This window comes from Rhizobium sp. BK313 (assembly GCF_014193655.1).
Taxonomy (GTDB): domain Bacteria; phylum Pseudomonadota; class Alphaproteobacteria; order Rhizobiales; family Rhizobiaceae; genus Rhizobium.
This window is the reverse complement of the sequence record NZ_JACHZQ010000002.1, coordinates 1-15304: the sequence shown is the minus strand read 5'-3', so window position 1 is coordinate 15304 and position 15304 is coordinate 1. Positions and strand designations below refer to the sequence as shown.

The window sequence follows — 15304 nt, the reverse complement described above, 5'->3', positions numbered from 1 at the left end:
GACGGTAATTGCTGGACACAATTATGCGGCGAGTGCAGCGAATTGCTGAAATGCCGATTGGCCACTGGTTGAAAATTGGTGTTTGCGGATCATGTGGACGACTTCGATTCCATCCAGTGTTGCTGACGCAGATTGGAGGATTTGAAGCCCTTCATGGGTTGGGTCAGCTTCTTGATAAACCGATGGTCTTGCTCGATCATGTCATTGAGGTATTTGACCTGCAGGATCTCGATCAGCCAGAACCATCCATGCAACAGCAGCAGCCAGTTGATGTTTTGCAATCCTGCCAAGTTCGCACCACTCTTGTCGATGAAGACCTTTTCGGGCCAACCATTGTTCTTGATCAAGCGGGCGAAGAAAGCGCTGGCCGCGGCCTCATCGCGGTGCTCAGATAGCATGAAATCAAGGGTTTTGCCGAATTCGTCGACAGCGCGGTAGGAATAGGTCCACTTGCCTTTGACCTGGATATAGGTCTCGTCCATTCGCCAGGAACTGCTGGTCCCGGATTTACAGCGCTGGGGCCTGGCAGGCTATAAGCGGCGAATATTTCACGACCCATCTGTTGAGCGTCGCGTGGTCAATAGCAACGCCGCGCTCGGCCATAATCTCTTCCAAATCACGATAAGAGACCGAATATCTGACGTAAAAAACACTGCGTATAAAATCACGTCTTTCGGGTAGTGGCTGCCTTTGAAATCAACCATGATCGGGAAACTCAACGTGCCTGCTCGTCTTCAGCCCAAATCTATGGCACGACCATACAGGTTGCAAATCCAGCGAAGTTTGCGACAAAACCATGCTGGCGACAGTCGGCATCAAGCGCCAGATGCAGTTTGCGCCAGCCACGGCGGGACTTCGCGCCATGCTTTTCTTCCAACCCTTGGCCCGCGCCGTAGATCTTCAGCCCGGTGCTATCGACCAGAACGTGAAGGGGGCCATCCGCGATTGGCTGACGGTCATTGCCTTTGGCAGGTGGCCTCCAGGTTCTTGCCCGCCGGCTGAGGGTCGTATGGTCGGGCACGGGAAGCTCCAGTCCCATCAGCTTAAGCACCGAGCCCAGCAATCCTTCACCCTGGCGGAGCGGTAACCCAAACACCATTCCGAGCGTCAAGGTGGTCTCGATGGCGAGATCCGAATAGCGCGGCTGGCCGCCGCGTGTCGTGCGTCTTGGCGCAGCCCATCCGGCAAGCGCTTCCGGTGTCAGCGACAGCGTCAGACTGCCGCGACGGCGAAGACCCGCGTCATACTCCCGCCAGTTCGTCACCTTGAATTTCATCTTGCAGACGCGATGACCGCGGGCGGCGTTATGCTTATGCGGCATGGTGTGCGGATCAATCACGCTGGTAGCGATCGCAGACCCATAGGCGGTAATCGTTGAAATTCGATCCCTGCACCAATGCTCATTGATTCCTCGATGCGCCGAAACCAGGTCGCCGGTTCGAATCTCATCAAGAGCATGAGGTATCATTTCTGCCTTCTGCCAAAAATCTCGTCCCGCTGTATGACGCCGCGCAGAAGGGGCTGCGCGCCCGACCAACACCGCTCATCGGCGCGGTGACAAGTTCGGACTTCGCCCAATAAAAAGCAGCGAAGGTGGGCGGTCTAATGCGCAGGGTATACTGCCGAATTTGGTCTTTTCCCGTTCAGGGCGGGTCGCAGTTAGAATGTCGGCGGCGTACTCACCCATAGGATTTTGGCGGGGTGCTGCGTCGTGTTGCGAAAACTGTGCGCCTGCTCGGAGCGAAAATGAAACGACGCCCCCGCTGGGACTTGGTAAGTTTTGCCATCGACGGTCAGCGCTATCTCTCCTTCGAGCACATAGCCCAGTTCCTCGCCTTGGTGCGAAATCGGTTCGATCCCCGCTCCTGGCGCCACCATATGGATGGTGCTTTCGAGGAGGTTACCATCTTTGTATGGAAAAAGCCGTTCAAGGCGGATGCCGTCGACATCGATCCATGTCGCAAGGCGCTCTTCGGGGTAAAAAACAACAGCAGATGGATCACCTCCCGAGGCAAGCAGGGCCGCCACATTCGTGCCGAGGCTGACGGCGATCCGATAAAGCGTCTGAAGCGATGGATATGCGTGGCCGTTTTCAATTTTCGAGAGAAGGCTCTCTGAGCATTGCGACGCTTCCGCCACCTGCTTGAGCGTCATGCCCAGCAATAATCGTGTGTGCTTTAACTTCGCGCCGACCTGGATAGGGGACTTGTCGTCGGTTTCAGTTATGTGCGCGGCTTTTCTCGGTCTGGGCATAATGTTTCCTCGGGCAGTTTTGTGCGCTTATGAAAGACTGTGTCGCATGGATCAAGTAGCGATACCAACATGAACACACCTTTCAATAGTGCAAGAATTCTACACCTCATGAAAGATACTTGACACAGAGAAAGTCTGCGTCATACAGTTCAAGTGACTTGAATAAAATCGCATCTCATTCAAACGATAGCAAGTCCAATCAAGAGGGAACGTGACATGATGAAGCTTCAAACCGCAATGGCGGCAATGACATTGGGCATCAGCATCGCTGCTGCCGGGCAAAGTCATGCTGAAAATCAGGTAATCAAGATTGCCTACGAAGGTGCCTTGACCGGAGGCATTGCCTTCTTCGGCATCCCGATCGGCAATGCCGTTGAATTGGCGATCGAGGAACAGAAGGGTGAGCTTGCCAAGCAGGGGATCGATCTTGAGTATTTTCCTGCCGACGATCAGGTCGATGCGGCACAGGCGCCGACCATTGCCCGGAAGGTGATCCAGGATCAGTCGGTGATCGGGGTGGTCGGTCCGATTTTCGGCAGCACGACCAACGCGGTCGGCCCCCTGTACACGCAGGCAGACGTCGTCATGCTGAGCATGGGAACAGCAGCCGACCTTTCGACCAAAGGCTGGACCATGTTCCGGGTGGTTCCCAACGACGATATCCAGGCTGCCGCTGTCGCCGACTATCTCGGCAAAGCGCTTAAAATGACGAAGATAGGCGTTATTGATGATGGCACCCAATACGGTCACGGGCTTGCCCAAGCCGTCAAGGCTCAAGTGCGCAAAAACGGCGGCGAAGTTGTCGTCGAGGAGGCGATCGATCCCAATGCCGACGACTTCTCAAGCACGGTGACGAAGATTCTTTCGGCCGGCGCGACAGGTGTTTTCCTTGGCGCCAGTGTCAACACAGAAACGGTGTTCAACAGACAGCTGGTCGAAGCCGGGTTTGACGGCGCTTTCTTCGCTCCCGACGGGACGCTTTCGAACGACTACATTAAACTTGCGGGACCAGCGTCGAACGGAACGTATTTTACGTCGCAAGCAGCTCCTGTCGCCGATTACGGCGGGCCAACTCAGGGACCTATGGCCGATTTCTACGCAGCCTACCAAAAGCGCTTCAATGTTCCCGCTCAGGCTTACAGCGCCGAAGGCTACGACGCGGCGAACATGATTATTTCCGCCATCAAAGCAGGCGTGCGAGATCGCAAGGGTATGGTCGAATTCTTTCGGACCAAATCATATCAAGGTATCGCCCGGGCTTACAAATTTCAGCCCAACGGTGAGCCTGAGGGTGCCCCAAGCATCAATATCTACCGCATTAAGGATGGCAAGATAGCATGGCTGGGCGTTAGCACCGACCTAGCCAAGTGAAGCTTTTCCAGCGGGTTGCGCGCGAACCGCGCAGCCCTTTCATCCCGCATCGAGGGGAATGACAATGAGCTGCTTTGCCAATCTTGAACAACAATTTCTTGCGGCGCTGTTCAACGGCCTCGCGATCGGCTCGATCTACGCCCTCGTCGCCCTTGGCTTGAGCATAGTCTACGGCATTTTGAACCTTATCAACTTCGCGCACGGCGAAGTATTTATGGTCGGCGCTTTCGCGGCCCTTGGATTGTTTTCGGCAATTGGGGTCGACCTCAATGCCGGCTGGGCCACGGTCACGCTGGTTGTCATCCTTGGGTCGATCGCAGCCATGGCTGCGTCCGGGGGGGCCGCGATGCTCCTCGAGATTGTGGCCTACAGGCCTCTGCGCCGCTTCCGGGCTCCCCGCCATGCCACCATGATCTCCGGCATGGGTTGCAGCATTGCACTGCAGGAAATCTTCGCCCTGGCCTTCGGCCGCGCAAATATCTCCTATCCGAGCCTTCTGCCTTTGGGCACGCTGTTCACCGTCGGTAGCGGCCGCGTTACCTTCAAGATGGCGCTGATCATGGTCTGCACCCTGGTCATGATGCTCGTGCTGAACTGGTTTGTCTCCAAAACCAAATCGGGCCGGGGCATCCGGGCATTGGCCCAGGATCCGGTCGCAGCCGAATTGATGGGCGTCAACATCTCGAGGGCCATCCTGACCGCGTTCCTGGTCGGCGGTATAGCGGCCGGGCTGGGCGGCGTCCTTTATGGGCTCTACTTCAGCAAGACGTCTTATGTCCTGGGTTTCATCCCTGGTCTTAAAGGTCTCACCGCGGCAATTCTGGGCGGCATCGGCAACTTGCCGGGCGCGGTCCTCGGCGGGCTGCTGCTTGGGATCATGGAAAATGTTGGCGCTATCTGCCTGCCGGCGCAGCTCAAGGATGTCGTTGGTTTCGGCGCACTGCTGCTGGTGTTGATCTTCAGGCCGAATGGCATTCTGGGCGCACGGGTCGCACGCCGCACATGAATAGCTCCCACACATCAGCGAAACTGTCGAATTCGCAAACCATTGGCGGAATGATCAGCGAGGCGACGCCGATCGTCATCGTGATCGGGCTCGGGATCCTGGGTCTGCAGCCGTTCGGTATCGGATCGCCCTATCTCAGTGCCATCATCGTCATGGCAGGCATCTACATGCTCCTGGCGATGGGCCTCAATATCGTGGTCGGGTTCGCCGGCCTGCTGGATCTCGGCTATGCGGGCTTTTGGGCGGTTGGCGCCTACACGACCGCCATAGTGACCGGCGCGGCACCCTTCCATCCTTTTGCTCTCGGCTTCTGGCAAGCGATCCCCATCGCAATCCTGGCTGCGGTTGTCAGTGGCGTCTTTCTTGGACTGGTTACCCTGCGCATACGCGGTGACTACCTTGCCATCGTCACGCTCGGTTTCGGCGAAATCGTCCGCATTATCGCCAACTCGTGGGACAGTGTCACCGGCGGGCCGAGCGGCATCACCGATATCGCCCATCCTGTACTGTTCGGGTTCGATTTCGGGCTGGATCCGCGCCACTACGTTGCGTTGATCTGGCTCTTCATCGGCGTCCTGTATTTCCTGATCGCCAATCTGTGGCGGTCGCGTGTCGGCCGCGCCTGGTATGCCACCAAGCAGGACGAGGATGCGGCCGAGATTCTTGGTGTTCCAACCTTCCGCATGAAGCTGATCGCGTTTGCAACGGGGGCTTCGACGGCCGGTTTTGCAGGCGCAGTGTATAGCTCTTATGTGGGCTACATCATCCCATCGAATTTCGTCCTGCTTGCGGCGATCATGGTTTTGGCGTCTGTCGTTCTCGGCGGTATGGGCAACATGAAGGGCGCCATGGTGGGCGCGGCGCTCGTGGTTTTTCTGCCCGAGATCTTCCGCGCGTTTGACACCGCACGGTTTCTGATCTTCGGCGGCATCCTCGTCGTCATGATGATCTTGCGCCCGGAAGGCCTATTCCCCTTGCGGCCGCGACGATATCGGAAGCTGCCGCCTGCCGACGCGAGCAACCTCAAGCTCGATACCGGCCGCACGGAGCAGCAGAGCAGGCCTCTGCTGGAATGCCGGGGCGTCGTGAAGCGCTTCGGTGGACTGACCGCGGTAAAGGGCGTCGATCTGGCGGTACCGGCTGGCGGCATATTTGCCATCATCGGCCCCAATGGTGCGGGAAAGAGTACGCTGTTCAATCTCATCAGCGGCAATGTGCGTCCCAATGGCGGGGAGGTCTTGCTCGACGGTAAGTCGATGGCCGGCCTTAAGTCGCATGATATTGCCGCCGCCGGCATATCTCGCACCTTCCAGCTGATCCGCCTGTTCACGTCCGTCTCGGTGATCGAGAACGTCCTCGTCGGTGCGGATGTGCATGTCGGAGCCAACCCCGTATCGATCGCATTGGGCTTACCGGTCGCGCGCAGAATGGAGACGCATGCCCTGGCCATTGCCCAGGCGGCACTTGCCTTCTGCGAGATCGGTCACCTCGCCCATGCCCAGGCCTCGAGCCTGTCCTATGGCGACCAGCGTCGTGTCGAGATCGCGCGGGCCCTCGCCTCCTCGCCCAAGCTTCTGCTGCTGGATGAACCGGCCGCGGGCATGAACCCCACAGAGCGGAAGGCTTTGGCGCAGTTGATCCGCCGCATCAGCGAAGCCGGGGTGACGGTCGTCATCGTCGAGCACGACATCAACCTCATCATGGGCATCTCAGACCATGTTCTGGTGCTTGAAAGCGGCGCGGTCATTGCGTCCGGCAAGCCGGATGAGGTGCGGAATGCCCCGCGTGTCATCGAGGCCTATCTGGGTCGCCGCGCCGCGCGGGGGTCCTCTGCTGAAGCGGCCGCCACAGCGCAGCCTTCCACAGAGGCAACGACGATCCTCGAACTGAAGGAGGTCAAGGTATCCTACGGGCCCATAGAGGCGGTGCACGGGGTCGATCTGTCTGTCGCGCGTGGTGAGATCGTCGCCCTCGTTGGCGCCAATGGCGCAGGCAAGTCGTCGACGCTCCTTGCAATCTCCGGCATCCAGCGCGCTGCATCCGGGGTCGTGACCTTTGCCGGATCGCCTGTCACCAGCTTGCCGGCGCACCGCATTGCATCGCTCGGATTGGCTCACGTGCCTGAAGGCAGGCGCGTGTTCCCGCACATGACGGTCCGTGAAAACCTGCTGATGGGCGGCTATTCAAAAGCGATCGTCGACCAGGCCGACATCGAGCGCGTGTTCGATCTATTCCCGATCCTGGGGCAGCGGGCAGCACAGCAAAGCGGCACGCTTTCCGGCGGCGAACAGCAGATGCTGGCAATCGGCCGGGCGTTGATCTCGAAGCCATCCCTGCTGCTGCTCGACGAGCCATCCATGGGTCTGGCGCCCCAGATCGTCGAGAAGATCTTCGACGTCATCACCGACATCAATCGCATAGGCGTGAGCGTGCTCCTGGTCGAACAGAATGCCGAGATGGCGCTCGAGATCGCTCACCGTGCCTACGTAATCGAGAGCGGCCGCATCCGTCTTTCCGGCAGCGGCCGGTCACTGCTCGACAATCCCGAAGTCAAGGCTGCCTACCTAGGCGCATAACAATTACTCAAAGGAGGTTACATGCCCAAGATCGCCCGTTCCGGACAGGATTGGATTCTCGACCGTTTTATCGGAACGCTCGGCGTCAACGCATTGATGCCCGGCTTCATGACATTCATGGCGAGCCCTATTGTCGGCTTCAACAACGCCGATCTCGATTATATCTCGGCCCACACCAAGGGTGTCGTGAGCATGCGCGAGACCTACCGCAAGGTCGGAGATTATCGTGCGAACCTGGCGAAATCCGCAGAGTCGGACGGCTACACCGTGACTGCACGCAGGCACTATTATTACGCTTCGCTCGCCTACGGTTTTGCCCAGTACACGGTGCAGGAGGACTACAGCCCGCTGAAGAAGGCGCTTCATGACAAATGCCAGAACGCCTTCGCCAAGGTAATAAAATATGCGGATTATCCCATGGAGAAGGTGGAGATTCCGTTCGTCGATGAGCCGGCCTACGAGGCAACGACCTTTCCGGGCGTCCTTCATCTGCCGAAGGGCGAAGGCCCGTTTCCCTGTGTGATCTTCATTCCCGGCACCGACATGCACAAGGAGCAAGTGCCGAACCCGGAAGACAACATATTCATCAAGCGCGGTATGGCCGTGCTGGCTTTGGATGGGCCGGGTCAGGGCGAGAGCCTGCTGCGAATGCTGAAGGTACGGGTCGATACCTGGAACTACGAACGCGCAGTGAGTGCCGCGATCGATTACCTCGAGACACGGCCGGAAATCGACGCCAGCCGCATTGCGACTTTCGGCGTCAGCACCGGCTCGTACTGGTCGCCCCGGGCTGCGATCTGGGAAGCGCGGCACAAGAACCGTATCAAGGCGGCCGGCGGTCTCGCGGCGCAATGGGAGCCGCATTTTGTCACTGAATTCGAGTATGCGCAGCCCAATTTCAAGAGCAACTACATGTACATGGCAGGCGAAGATTCCGAAGAGGCCTTTGACAGCAAGGCTCCTCTCCATGATCTTCGGCAGGACATCGGCGAAATCACCTGCCCGATCCTGATCGTTCAGGGCGAATTTGATGAGCTCTGCACGCCGGACCAGGTCGAGGCCATTCTCGCCAATGCCAAGGCTCCTCATGAGATGCGCATCTATGAGAACGAATTCCATCCGATGGGAGGCGTGGCGGTCGAAGCCTATGAATTGTCGGCAGACTGGCTGCGTGATCGCCTCGACGGAAAGCCCGTCGCTCAAAAGCTCATCCACCGCGTCGCGCGACTTTAGGATAGCCGCATAGATCAAGCCAGGCGATCGGATTGCATACGAGACGATCATTGATAGGCAGAACGTTACGCTATCGGCCAGCGCCATGATGCACGTCTGAATGATCGTCAAGTCGTCCATTGGAACGTGCGCCGCCCGTGCGGCGCACAATATTTCCTCCCGCATCGGACTACCCTTGATGCCTGGCATTCCTGATGGCGCCCGCTCGCCGATCGCATTCCACCTGTGGTTGGCTCGTATATCTACGAGTCGTCATCACCTTGAAGGAGAAAAGAATGACATCCGAACTTGGATATTCCCTGCGAGATCGGCTTGCCTATCAACCAATTCACGAGCGTCCAGGATTGAAGCTCCCCGGCGATGCCCGGGTTGCCGTCTGGACGATTGTAAATGTCGAAAACTGGAGCCCCGCCGGCGCAATGCCCCGCGCTGTCCTGCCGCCACCAATGGGTCAGCCTCTTCTTCCTGACATCCCCAATTGGTCCTGGCACGAATATGGCATGCGGGTCGGCTTCTGGCGGTTTCTTGAAGCGTTATCGTCGCGCAACCTCAAGGCGACCTTCGCGGTGAACGGATCGGCCTGCAAGGTCTATCCCCAGGCCTGCGCCGCTGCGCGCGATGCCGGCTGGGATTTTATGGGTCACGGCTTTATTCAGCGTCCCATGCACAAGGTCGACGATCAGAAAGCGGCGATCAGGGATACCATCGCGGCAATTTCCGACTTCACCGGGCATGCCCCGCGCGGCTGGGAGAGCCCGGGTCTGACCGAAACCGACGAAACGCTCGACCTTCTGGCCGAAGCCGGTATCGAATATGTCGCCGACTGGGTGCTCGATGATCAGCCAGTGGAACTGAAAACGCGCAGTCGCCCGATCGTCTCGGTGCCTTACACCGTCGAAATCAACGACGTAGTCATGAGTGCCGTTCAGCAGCAGCCTTCAGACGAGATCTTGCGCCGTGGCAAGGATCAGTTCGACCGCCTCTATCTTGAGGGTGCGAAGGCCCCGCGTGTCATGGCGATTTCCATCCATCCCTACCTGACCGGGGTTCCCCACCGGATCAAGTATCTCGAAGCACTTTACGACTATATCCTCGGCCACGAAGGCGTCGTGATGTGGACAGGAGCGGAGATCCTCGATTGGTACAAGACCCAACCCAAAGCATCCGCATGACCGAGACGAGCCCATCGACTCGCCCAAGAGTCCTGATTGTCTCGCTTGGCGGCACGATCACCATGACGAAAACAGGGGCAGGGGGCATTGCCCCCACTCTCGATGCTGCAGATCTGGTCGCGGCCGTGCCGCAACTCGATCATTATGCCGACATCGAGACGATTTCTCCGTTCAGGCTACCCGGCGCGTCCCTGACGCTCTCCCTTCTTGCCGATGTCGTAAGACAGGTTTCGATGCGACTGGCGAGTGATTGTGACGGTGCCGTCATAATTCAGGGCACCGACACGATCGAGGAAACCGCCTGGGTTTTCGATTGTCTGATCGATGGTGACAAGCCGGTCATCGTGACGGGCGCAATGCGCGGTGCCGATACAGCCGGCGCCGATGGTCCTGCCAACATTCTGGCTGCCGTCACGGTTGCCAGCGCGAAGGCCGCACGGGGTCTGGGTTGCCTGGTCGTCCTCAACGACCAGATTCATGCCGCCCGCTACGTTCAAAAATCCCATACGACCCTGCCCAGTGCCTTCACATCCGGACAGCTCGGGCCACTAGGATTGGTGATCGAAGGCAAGGCGCATATTCTGACGAAAATCGAGCGCTTGCCACCAATGCCGATGCCGATCGATTTCAGCCCCCAGGTGGCGCTGCTGACGGTCGGACTTGGAGACGATGGTCGCCTGCTTCGCGAATTGCCGCGGCTCGGATATCAGGCTGTGGTCCTTGCCGCCATGGGTGTCGGACATGTTCCCTCCAACATGGTCCCTTCGATCGAAGCGACTGTCATGGAAATGCCGATCGTCCTGGCAAGCCGCGTTCCAAACGGCCCGACGTTGCGCGATACTTACGGCTTTTCGGGCTCGGAACGGGATCTTCTCTCACGTGGCGTTTGGTCGGCGGGTTATCTGTCGGCACTTAAGGCGAGGCTCTTGCTGTCGATGTTGTTGGCTTCGGGGATCTCTGCAAGGAGTGTAGATCAATTTTTGAAATACGGGTTCCATAGTTCCGCGCAACGAACCTGACTGCGCCGGCGCGACCTTCTCCGGTTTGGCTTTTTCAGGGATCAAGGCCTTCATCGCAGTTCGAGCAGCGGCGACCTCGCGCTCAGCTTGTCAATCAGTTCGCCACTTCCTTACGCGGCATGCTGGAGGAAGAGGTCACAACGTCGACGTCCACGATCGTGACCCATTCCTCACCCGAACACAGCAAAGGGCACCGTAAAGTTAACGGGCTCCGATCGAAAGTGTCGCCTTCGACTTTGACTTATGCGAACTGCAGGCGTGCGATCTCATTCCACATCTGCATTGCTGCGGTTCTCAGTTCGCAGTGATGATCGGAAGGAATGTCCTGGCGGGGAATGTGAAAAAGATTAGCAACCGGGTCATGCATGGACACAAAACGTCGGAGATGTCGGGCTGACTTGAAGCCCTTCATGATCCTCTCTCGCCGCCGGGTCGGTTGATGGGAATTCTCTGCCCGGTTATTCAGGCCTTTGTGGGATCGATGCTTGGTTAGCGTTACAGTGCCGTTGCCGAGCGAGCGCCTACGTGAATGCGCTAAGCAGGTATATCAATCTGGAACGTCTGGACGGCATCACGATCTCGACTGACCATGCAGGGGCGCTGGCCAATCTGGAGCCTCATATAGTATAATGCATAATTTAGCGCAATGATATGCTTCTATGTATCATGATTGCGCACGCTTGCGGAATTCTCTATATATTATTCTGTATGAAAAATGGCGGCTGATACAGGATAATGATATGGCATACAAGACCGAGTACCTCACCCAGCGGATACGCGCAGCGCGCGAGGCCATGAAAATGAGCCAGCGTGAATTAAGCGCGCGCTCGGGTCTGACGCAAAGCCATATTTCCCAGATTGAACGAGGTACTATGGAGCCGGGGCTTTCCAGCCTAGTGGATGTTGCGCGCGCGCTCGACCTCGAGATCGTCCTTGCCCCGAAAAAACTGATGCCAGCGATCCGTAACATCCTCGAGAGTGCATCGGCCACGAGCGATACGCTGACCTTGGAGCAGCGCAAGCTGGTTGGACGTCTTGAGCGGTGGTTCGCACAATTCAGGGATGGGTTCGCCATCGCCTCGGAAGCTGACACATTCAGGGATAGCCTCGCACTCCTGCGGCATTTACCCCTGTCGGCCGACGAGTTGGACAGGCTAAAAGACGCGACCGAACGTCTCGATCGCTGGCAGGCCGATCCTCCCTCCAGTAAGGAACTGAGCGAGTTCGCGCACAGCGTGAGGCAGCTGCGTAACTCGGCAGTGCATCGCGACCGCGATGATGCGATTCCCCGCTCGGCTTATGCGCTGGAAGAGGAGGACGACAATGCCTAAGGTCACGGTGCTTGATGTCAGGCTCTACGGCGAACCGGTAGCAACCCTGACAAATCTGCAGGACGGGCGCACCATCTTCGTATTCAACGATGCTTATATCGAAGACGAAAAGCGGCCGACGCTCAGCCTTTCATTGAAAGACCCTTTCGGTGGCTTGATCACCAAGTTCCGGCCGTACAACATAGTTGTCCCGCCCTTCTTCTCGAACCTGCTGCCGGAAGGACCGCTACGGAAATATCTCGCCGCGCGCGCCGGCGTCAAACCGACGCGAGAGTTCTTCCTACTCTGGATGCTCGGCCGCGACCTGCCTGGCGCTGTGACAGTGCATCCCTCCGAAGGGGACGACGCACGTCCGGATGACGAACAGGGGGAAATCAAAGCAAGGCCAAATGCGCTGCGCTTTTCGCTGGCCGGTGTGCAGCTCAAGTTTTCGGCCTTCAAGAACGACAACAAGGGCGGCGGTCTGACCATTCCGGCCGAGGGTACCGGTGGCTCATGGATCGTGAAATTGCCGTCACAGCAATATACCGGCGTGCCCGAGAACGAGTTTTCGATGATGACCATTGCCCGCAGGATGGGCATGGACGTGCCCGAGATCCAGCTGGTCGATCTCGACGCCGTGAGCGGCCTGCCGCAGGGCGTAGGTGAGCTGCGCGGGCAAGCGCTGGCGATCAAACGCTTTGACCGCAGGCCGGAAGGTCCGGTGCATATCGAGGATTTCGCGCAGGTCTTCGGGGTGTTTCCTGACCATAAATACGACAAGGGCAATTACCGGATGATTGGTCGTGTACTGGGGATCGAGACGAGCACGGCCGACGTAGCCGAGTTCATCCGCCGCCTTGTCTTCAGCACACTGATCGGTAATGGCGACATGCACCTGAAGAACTGGTCGCTCGTCTATCCCGACCGTCGCACGCCTGCGCTATCGCCAGCCTATGACTTTCTATCGACGATTCCCTATATGGAAGGTGAAGATACGGCAGCGCTGAACTTTTCCCGCACCAAGAAAATGGCGGCACTGTCGAAGGACGAGCTGGCGCATCTGGCCGCCAAGGCGGAGCTTTCAGAGAAGCTGGTGATCGACACGGCGCGGGAGACAGTCGAGCACTTCAGAGAGGTGTGGGAGGCCGAGAAAGACAACCTTCCCATGGCCAGGAAAGTCGCCGGGACGATCGATGCGCACCTGCCGACGATCGAGCTGTACCGCGAATTCACGCAATAGTCCGACAGGCAAGGTGGGCCGCCAACCTGGAGGATGATGCCCTGTCAGCCCAGAGTAGATCCAGCCGCGGCTCCGTGCGTCTTCGGTGAAGGCAGACGCGGCGAGCATTGGACCATGTGCTCGACAAGGTGATCGGAGCCTTCGATCATTTAAATGGCGAACTCCATTCGTTTCTGGCTCGCTTACATCGGCTTTCATAGACAGGTTCCGTCCTGTCCGATAACCGGCGTCGAGGGCACCGCCCCATATCGCTGTCGGCTGCAAGTGCGACAACACCTTGTTAGCATGCATCCGAGCTCAAGTTCTCGTCCACGTTTAAATCGGTTCAAAAAATTAAAATCGATTTAATAATGTTTAGACTTCTCGGAGTCGGTTGAATTTTCTTTAGGCCGCACTTTACAGCGCGCTTCCACTCTGGTGGTAAGACATGCCCCGTTCGGGAGCCCATAAGAGGTCGATCGAAATCGGCGCATCCAGAGGAAATCACCTTCTGGGAGCTCGTGAAGCTCTAGCGCCAGCTTCGGTCTACGCAAGTACGAATGTCACAAGGAGAGAGACATGGTCGACGCTAAGCAGATGTCGCAGATGGCCGAGAAGAAGGGCTTTATCGCCGCCCTCGATCAGAGCGGTGGTTCCACTCCAGGCGCCTTGCGTCTCTACGGGATCGCGGGTTCGGATTATAGCGGCGACGAGGAGATGTTCAGACTGATGCACGAGATGCGTGTGCGCATCATGACGGCGCCTAGTTTTTCCGGCGACAAGGTCATCGCTGCCATCCTGTTCGAAAGGACCATGGATGGCGAGGCCGAGGGCAAGCCGGTCCCTTCCTATCTGTGGGAGGATCGCGGTGTGGTGCCTTTCCTCAAAGTCGATAAGGGGCTGGCCGCCGAGGAGAATGGTGTGCAGTTGATGAAGCCGATGCCCGATCTCGATGCCTTGCTCGCCCGCGCGGTGAGAAAGGGCATCTTCGGCACCAAGATGCGCTCGGTGATCGCCAATGCGGCCAGGACCGGCATCGCCGCCATCGTGAAGCAGCAGTTCGAAGTCGGTCGACAGATCCTCGGCCACGGGCTCATCCCGATCATCGAGCCGGAAGTCTCGATCAAGAGCCCGACCAAGCAAGAGGCGGAGGCCATCTTGCGCGACGCGATCGCCAAGGAACTCGACGCCTTGCCGTCGGGCACGCAGGTCATGCTGAAGCTCACCATCCCGACCGTGGCCGATTTTTACGCTCCCCTGATCGCCCACAAGGCGGTCACCCGCGTCGTGGCCCTGTCGGGCGGCTACAGCCGCGTCGACGCCTGCGAGAAGCTCAGCCATAACCACGGCATGATCGCCAGTTTCTCGCGCGCCTTGACGGAGGATCTGCGCGTCACGATGAGCGACGGAGAATTCGACGCGAGCCTCGGCACGACCATCGATCAGATCCATGACGCGAGCGTCACAAAGGTCTGAGCACGAAATACCTTGGCATCGCGACGGAAGCTGTCGTCGCTGCCGCCTAGGCGAAGCTTTCCTTATACTAACGCAGGGCGCGTCGGCGAAGAGGTCGGACAGCTCTCCGAGGCGAAGGCCGCATTGGTTGTCGCGACCGGCGACGGAGAAAAGGTCCTGCACGCCTTCATCGCCGATAATGCCGAGAAACTCGGCGATGCCGCAAAACAGGCGGACGAGCTGGACAAGCAACTGGTCAAAGCCCGCAAGCGCCGCCAGGCGATGACAATCGAAAGTCCGATCGACGGTGTCGTCACGGCCTCGGCCATCACCACCATCGGCCAGGTCGTCAATCCCGGTTCGGAACTGATGCGCATCGTACCGGCCGATACCGCCCTCGAAATCGAGGCCTTCCTTCCTAACAGCGACATCGGCTTCGTCGCGGCCGGACAGGAAGCGGTGATCAAGGTCGAAGCCTTCCCGTTCACGCGTTATGGCGTGATCCACGGTCATGTCACCTCGGTCGCGACAGACGCTGTTCCGGAGTCGGTTCGATACCCTTCAAGGCGGCCTCATTGGTGCTGGCCGCATAGATCTGTGGAAATGCTCAGGAACGGCGAGGTGTTCAATCTTCTGAAGGCCCGTATACGGCCCGTATATTGAGATTATTCATCAAGCAGGCCATCG

The 15304-nt window shown here is 58.2% G+C and carries 11 protein-coding genes and 3 pseudogenes; 10 read left to right on the top strand and 4 right to left on the bottom strand.

The features are described 5' to 3' along the window. Positions 1–21: 21 nt before the first annotated feature. The 3 genes and pseudogenes from FHT86_RS12505 to FHT86_RS12495 form a co-directional block, all read right to left on the bottom strand. Positions 22–704, bottom strand: a pseudogene (locus FHT86_RS12505) (IS6 family transposase). Between the two features lie 104 nt (positions 705–808). Then, positions 809–1321: pseudogene (locus FHT86_RS12500) on the bottom strand (IS5 family transposase); the annotation flags it as partial. Positions 1322–1659: 338 nt separating this feature from the next. Next, positions 1660–2253: a cupin domain-containing protein gene (locus tag FHT86_RS12495; protein ID WP_133707152.1), complete on the bottom strand. Its 594-nt coding sequence runs from the start codon at positions 2251–2253 to the stop codon at positions 1660–1662. A gap of 216 nt (positions 2254–2469) precedes the next feature. Between FHT86_RS12495 and FHT86_RS12490 the strand changes: the two genes are divergently transcribed. The 6 genes from FHT86_RS12490 (at position 2470) to FHT86_RS12465 (ending at position 10630) form a co-directional block, all read left to right on the top strand. Further along, on the top strand, positions 2470–3624 hold the full coding sequence (locus tag FHT86_RS12490; protein ID WP_133707151.1) for a branched-chain amino acid ABC transporter substrate-binding protein: 1155 nt from the start codon (positions 2470–2472) through the stop codon (positions 3622–3624). A 64-nt stretch (positions 3625–3688) separates the two neighbouring features. Continuing rightward, the gene (locus FHT86_RS12485; protein ID WP_133707150.1) at positions 3689–4630 is read left to right on the top strand and encodes a branched-chain amino acid ABC transporter permease; all 942 of its coding nucleotides are present in this window, start codon (positions 3689–3691) and stop codon (positions 4628–4630) included. Next, positions 4627–7206, top strand: a complete 2580-nt coding sequence (locus FHT86_RS12480) for an ATP-binding cassette domain-containing protein (RefSeq protein WP_133707149.1) — start codon at positions 4627–4629, stop codon at positions 7204–7206. Before FHT86_RS12485 ends, FHT86_RS12480 begins: the two co-directional genes overlap by 4 nt. Before the next feature lie 21 nt (positions 7207–7227). Further along, positions 7228–8439: an alpha/beta hydrolase family protein gene (locus FHT86_RS12475; protein WP_133707148.1), complete on the top strand. Its 1212-nt coding sequence runs from the start codon at positions 7228–7230 to the stop codon at positions 8437–8439. Between the two features lie 275 nt (positions 8440–8714). After that, on the top strand, positions 8715–9611 hold the full coding sequence (locus tag FHT86_RS12470) for a polysaccharide deacetylase family protein (protein ID WP_133707147.1): 897 nt from the start codon (positions 8715–8717) through the stop codon (positions 9609–9611). Then, complete coding sequence (locus FHT86_RS12465) at positions 9578–10630, top strand: asparaginase (protein WP_312862305.1); 1053 nt, start codon at positions 9578–9580, stop codon at positions 10628–10630. Before FHT86_RS12470 ends, FHT86_RS12465 begins: the two co-directional genes overlap by 34 nt. Before the next feature lie 241 nt (positions 10631–10871). On the opposite strand, the pseudogene FHT86_RS12460 reads toward FHT86_RS12465, so the two are convergent. Beyond that, positions 10872–11117 (bottom strand): annotated as a pseudogene (locus tag FHT86_RS12460) (DDE-type integrase/transposase/recombinase); the annotation flags it as partial. A 253-nt stretch (positions 11118–11370) separates the two neighbouring features. On the opposite strand from FHT86_RS12460, the gene FHT86_RS12455 reads away from it, so the two are divergent. From FHT86_RS12455 to FHT86_RS12440, 4 genes are all read left to right on the top strand, one after another. Continuing rightward, positions 11371–11961, top strand: coding sequence for a helix-turn-helix domain-containing protein (locus FHT86_RS12455; RefSeq protein WP_133707145.1), 591 nt, complete (start codon positions 11371–11373; stop codon positions 11959–11961). Further along, positions 11954–13183, top strand: a complete 1230-nt coding sequence (locus FHT86_RS12450; RefSeq protein WP_133707144.1) for a type II toxin-antitoxin system HipA family toxin — start codon at positions 11954–11956, stop codon at positions 13181–13183. The genes FHT86_RS12455 and FHT86_RS12450 overlap by 8 nt, the downstream gene beginning before the upstream one ends. 558 nt (positions 13184–13741) lie before the next feature. Then, entirely contained in the window at positions 13742–14638 is an 897-nt protein-coding gene (locus tag FHT86_RS12445) for a fructose bisphosphate aldolase (protein ID WP_133707143.1), read from the top strand. Positions 14639–14650: 12 nt separating this feature from the next. Further along, entirely contained in the window at positions 14651–15280 is a 630-nt protein-coding gene (locus FHT86_RS12440) for an HlyD family efflux transporter periplasmic adaptor subunit (RefSeq protein ID WP_133707142.1), read from the top strand. The last annotated feature ends 24 nt before the right edge of the window (positions 15281–15304 follow it).

Bases quoted from the DNA above. Each gene is read 5' to 3' on its own strand.
- FHT86_RS12495 (WP_133707152.1), bottom strand. From the start codon at position 2,253: ATGCCCAGACCGAGAAAAGCCGCGCACATAACTGAAACCGACGACAAG.
- FHT86_RS12480 (WP_133707149.1), top strand. From the start codon at position 4,627: ATGAATAGCTCCCACACATCAGCGAAACTGTCGAATTCGCAAACCATT.
- FHT86_RS12490 (WP_133707151.1), top strand. From the start codon at position 2,470: ATGATGAAGCTTCAAACCGCAATGGCGGCAATGACATTGGGCATCAGC.
- FHT86_RS12470 (WP_133707147.1), top strand. From the start codon at position 8,715: ATGACATCCGAACTTGGATATTCCCTGCGAGATCGGCTTGCCTATCAA.
- FHT86_RS12445 (WP_133707143.1), top strand. From the start codon at position 13,742: ATGGTCGACGCTAAGCAGATGTCGCAGATGGCCGAGAAGAAGGGCTTT.
- FHT86_RS12450 (WP_133707144.1), top strand. From the start codon at position 11,954: ATGCCTAAGGTCACGGTGCTTGATGTCAGGCTCTACGGCGAACCGGTA.
- FHT86_RS12485 (WP_133707150.1), top strand. From the start codon at position 3,689: ATGAGCTGCTTTGCCAATCTTGAACAACAATTTCTTGCGGCGCTGTTC.
- FHT86_RS12475 (WP_133707148.1), top strand. From the start codon at position 7,228: ATGCCCAAGATCGCCCGTTCCGGACAGGATTGGATTCTCGACCGTTTT.
- FHT86_RS12455 (WP_133707145.1), top strand. From the start codon at position 11,371: ATGGCATACAAGACCGAGTACCTCACCCAGCGGATACGCGCAGCGCGC.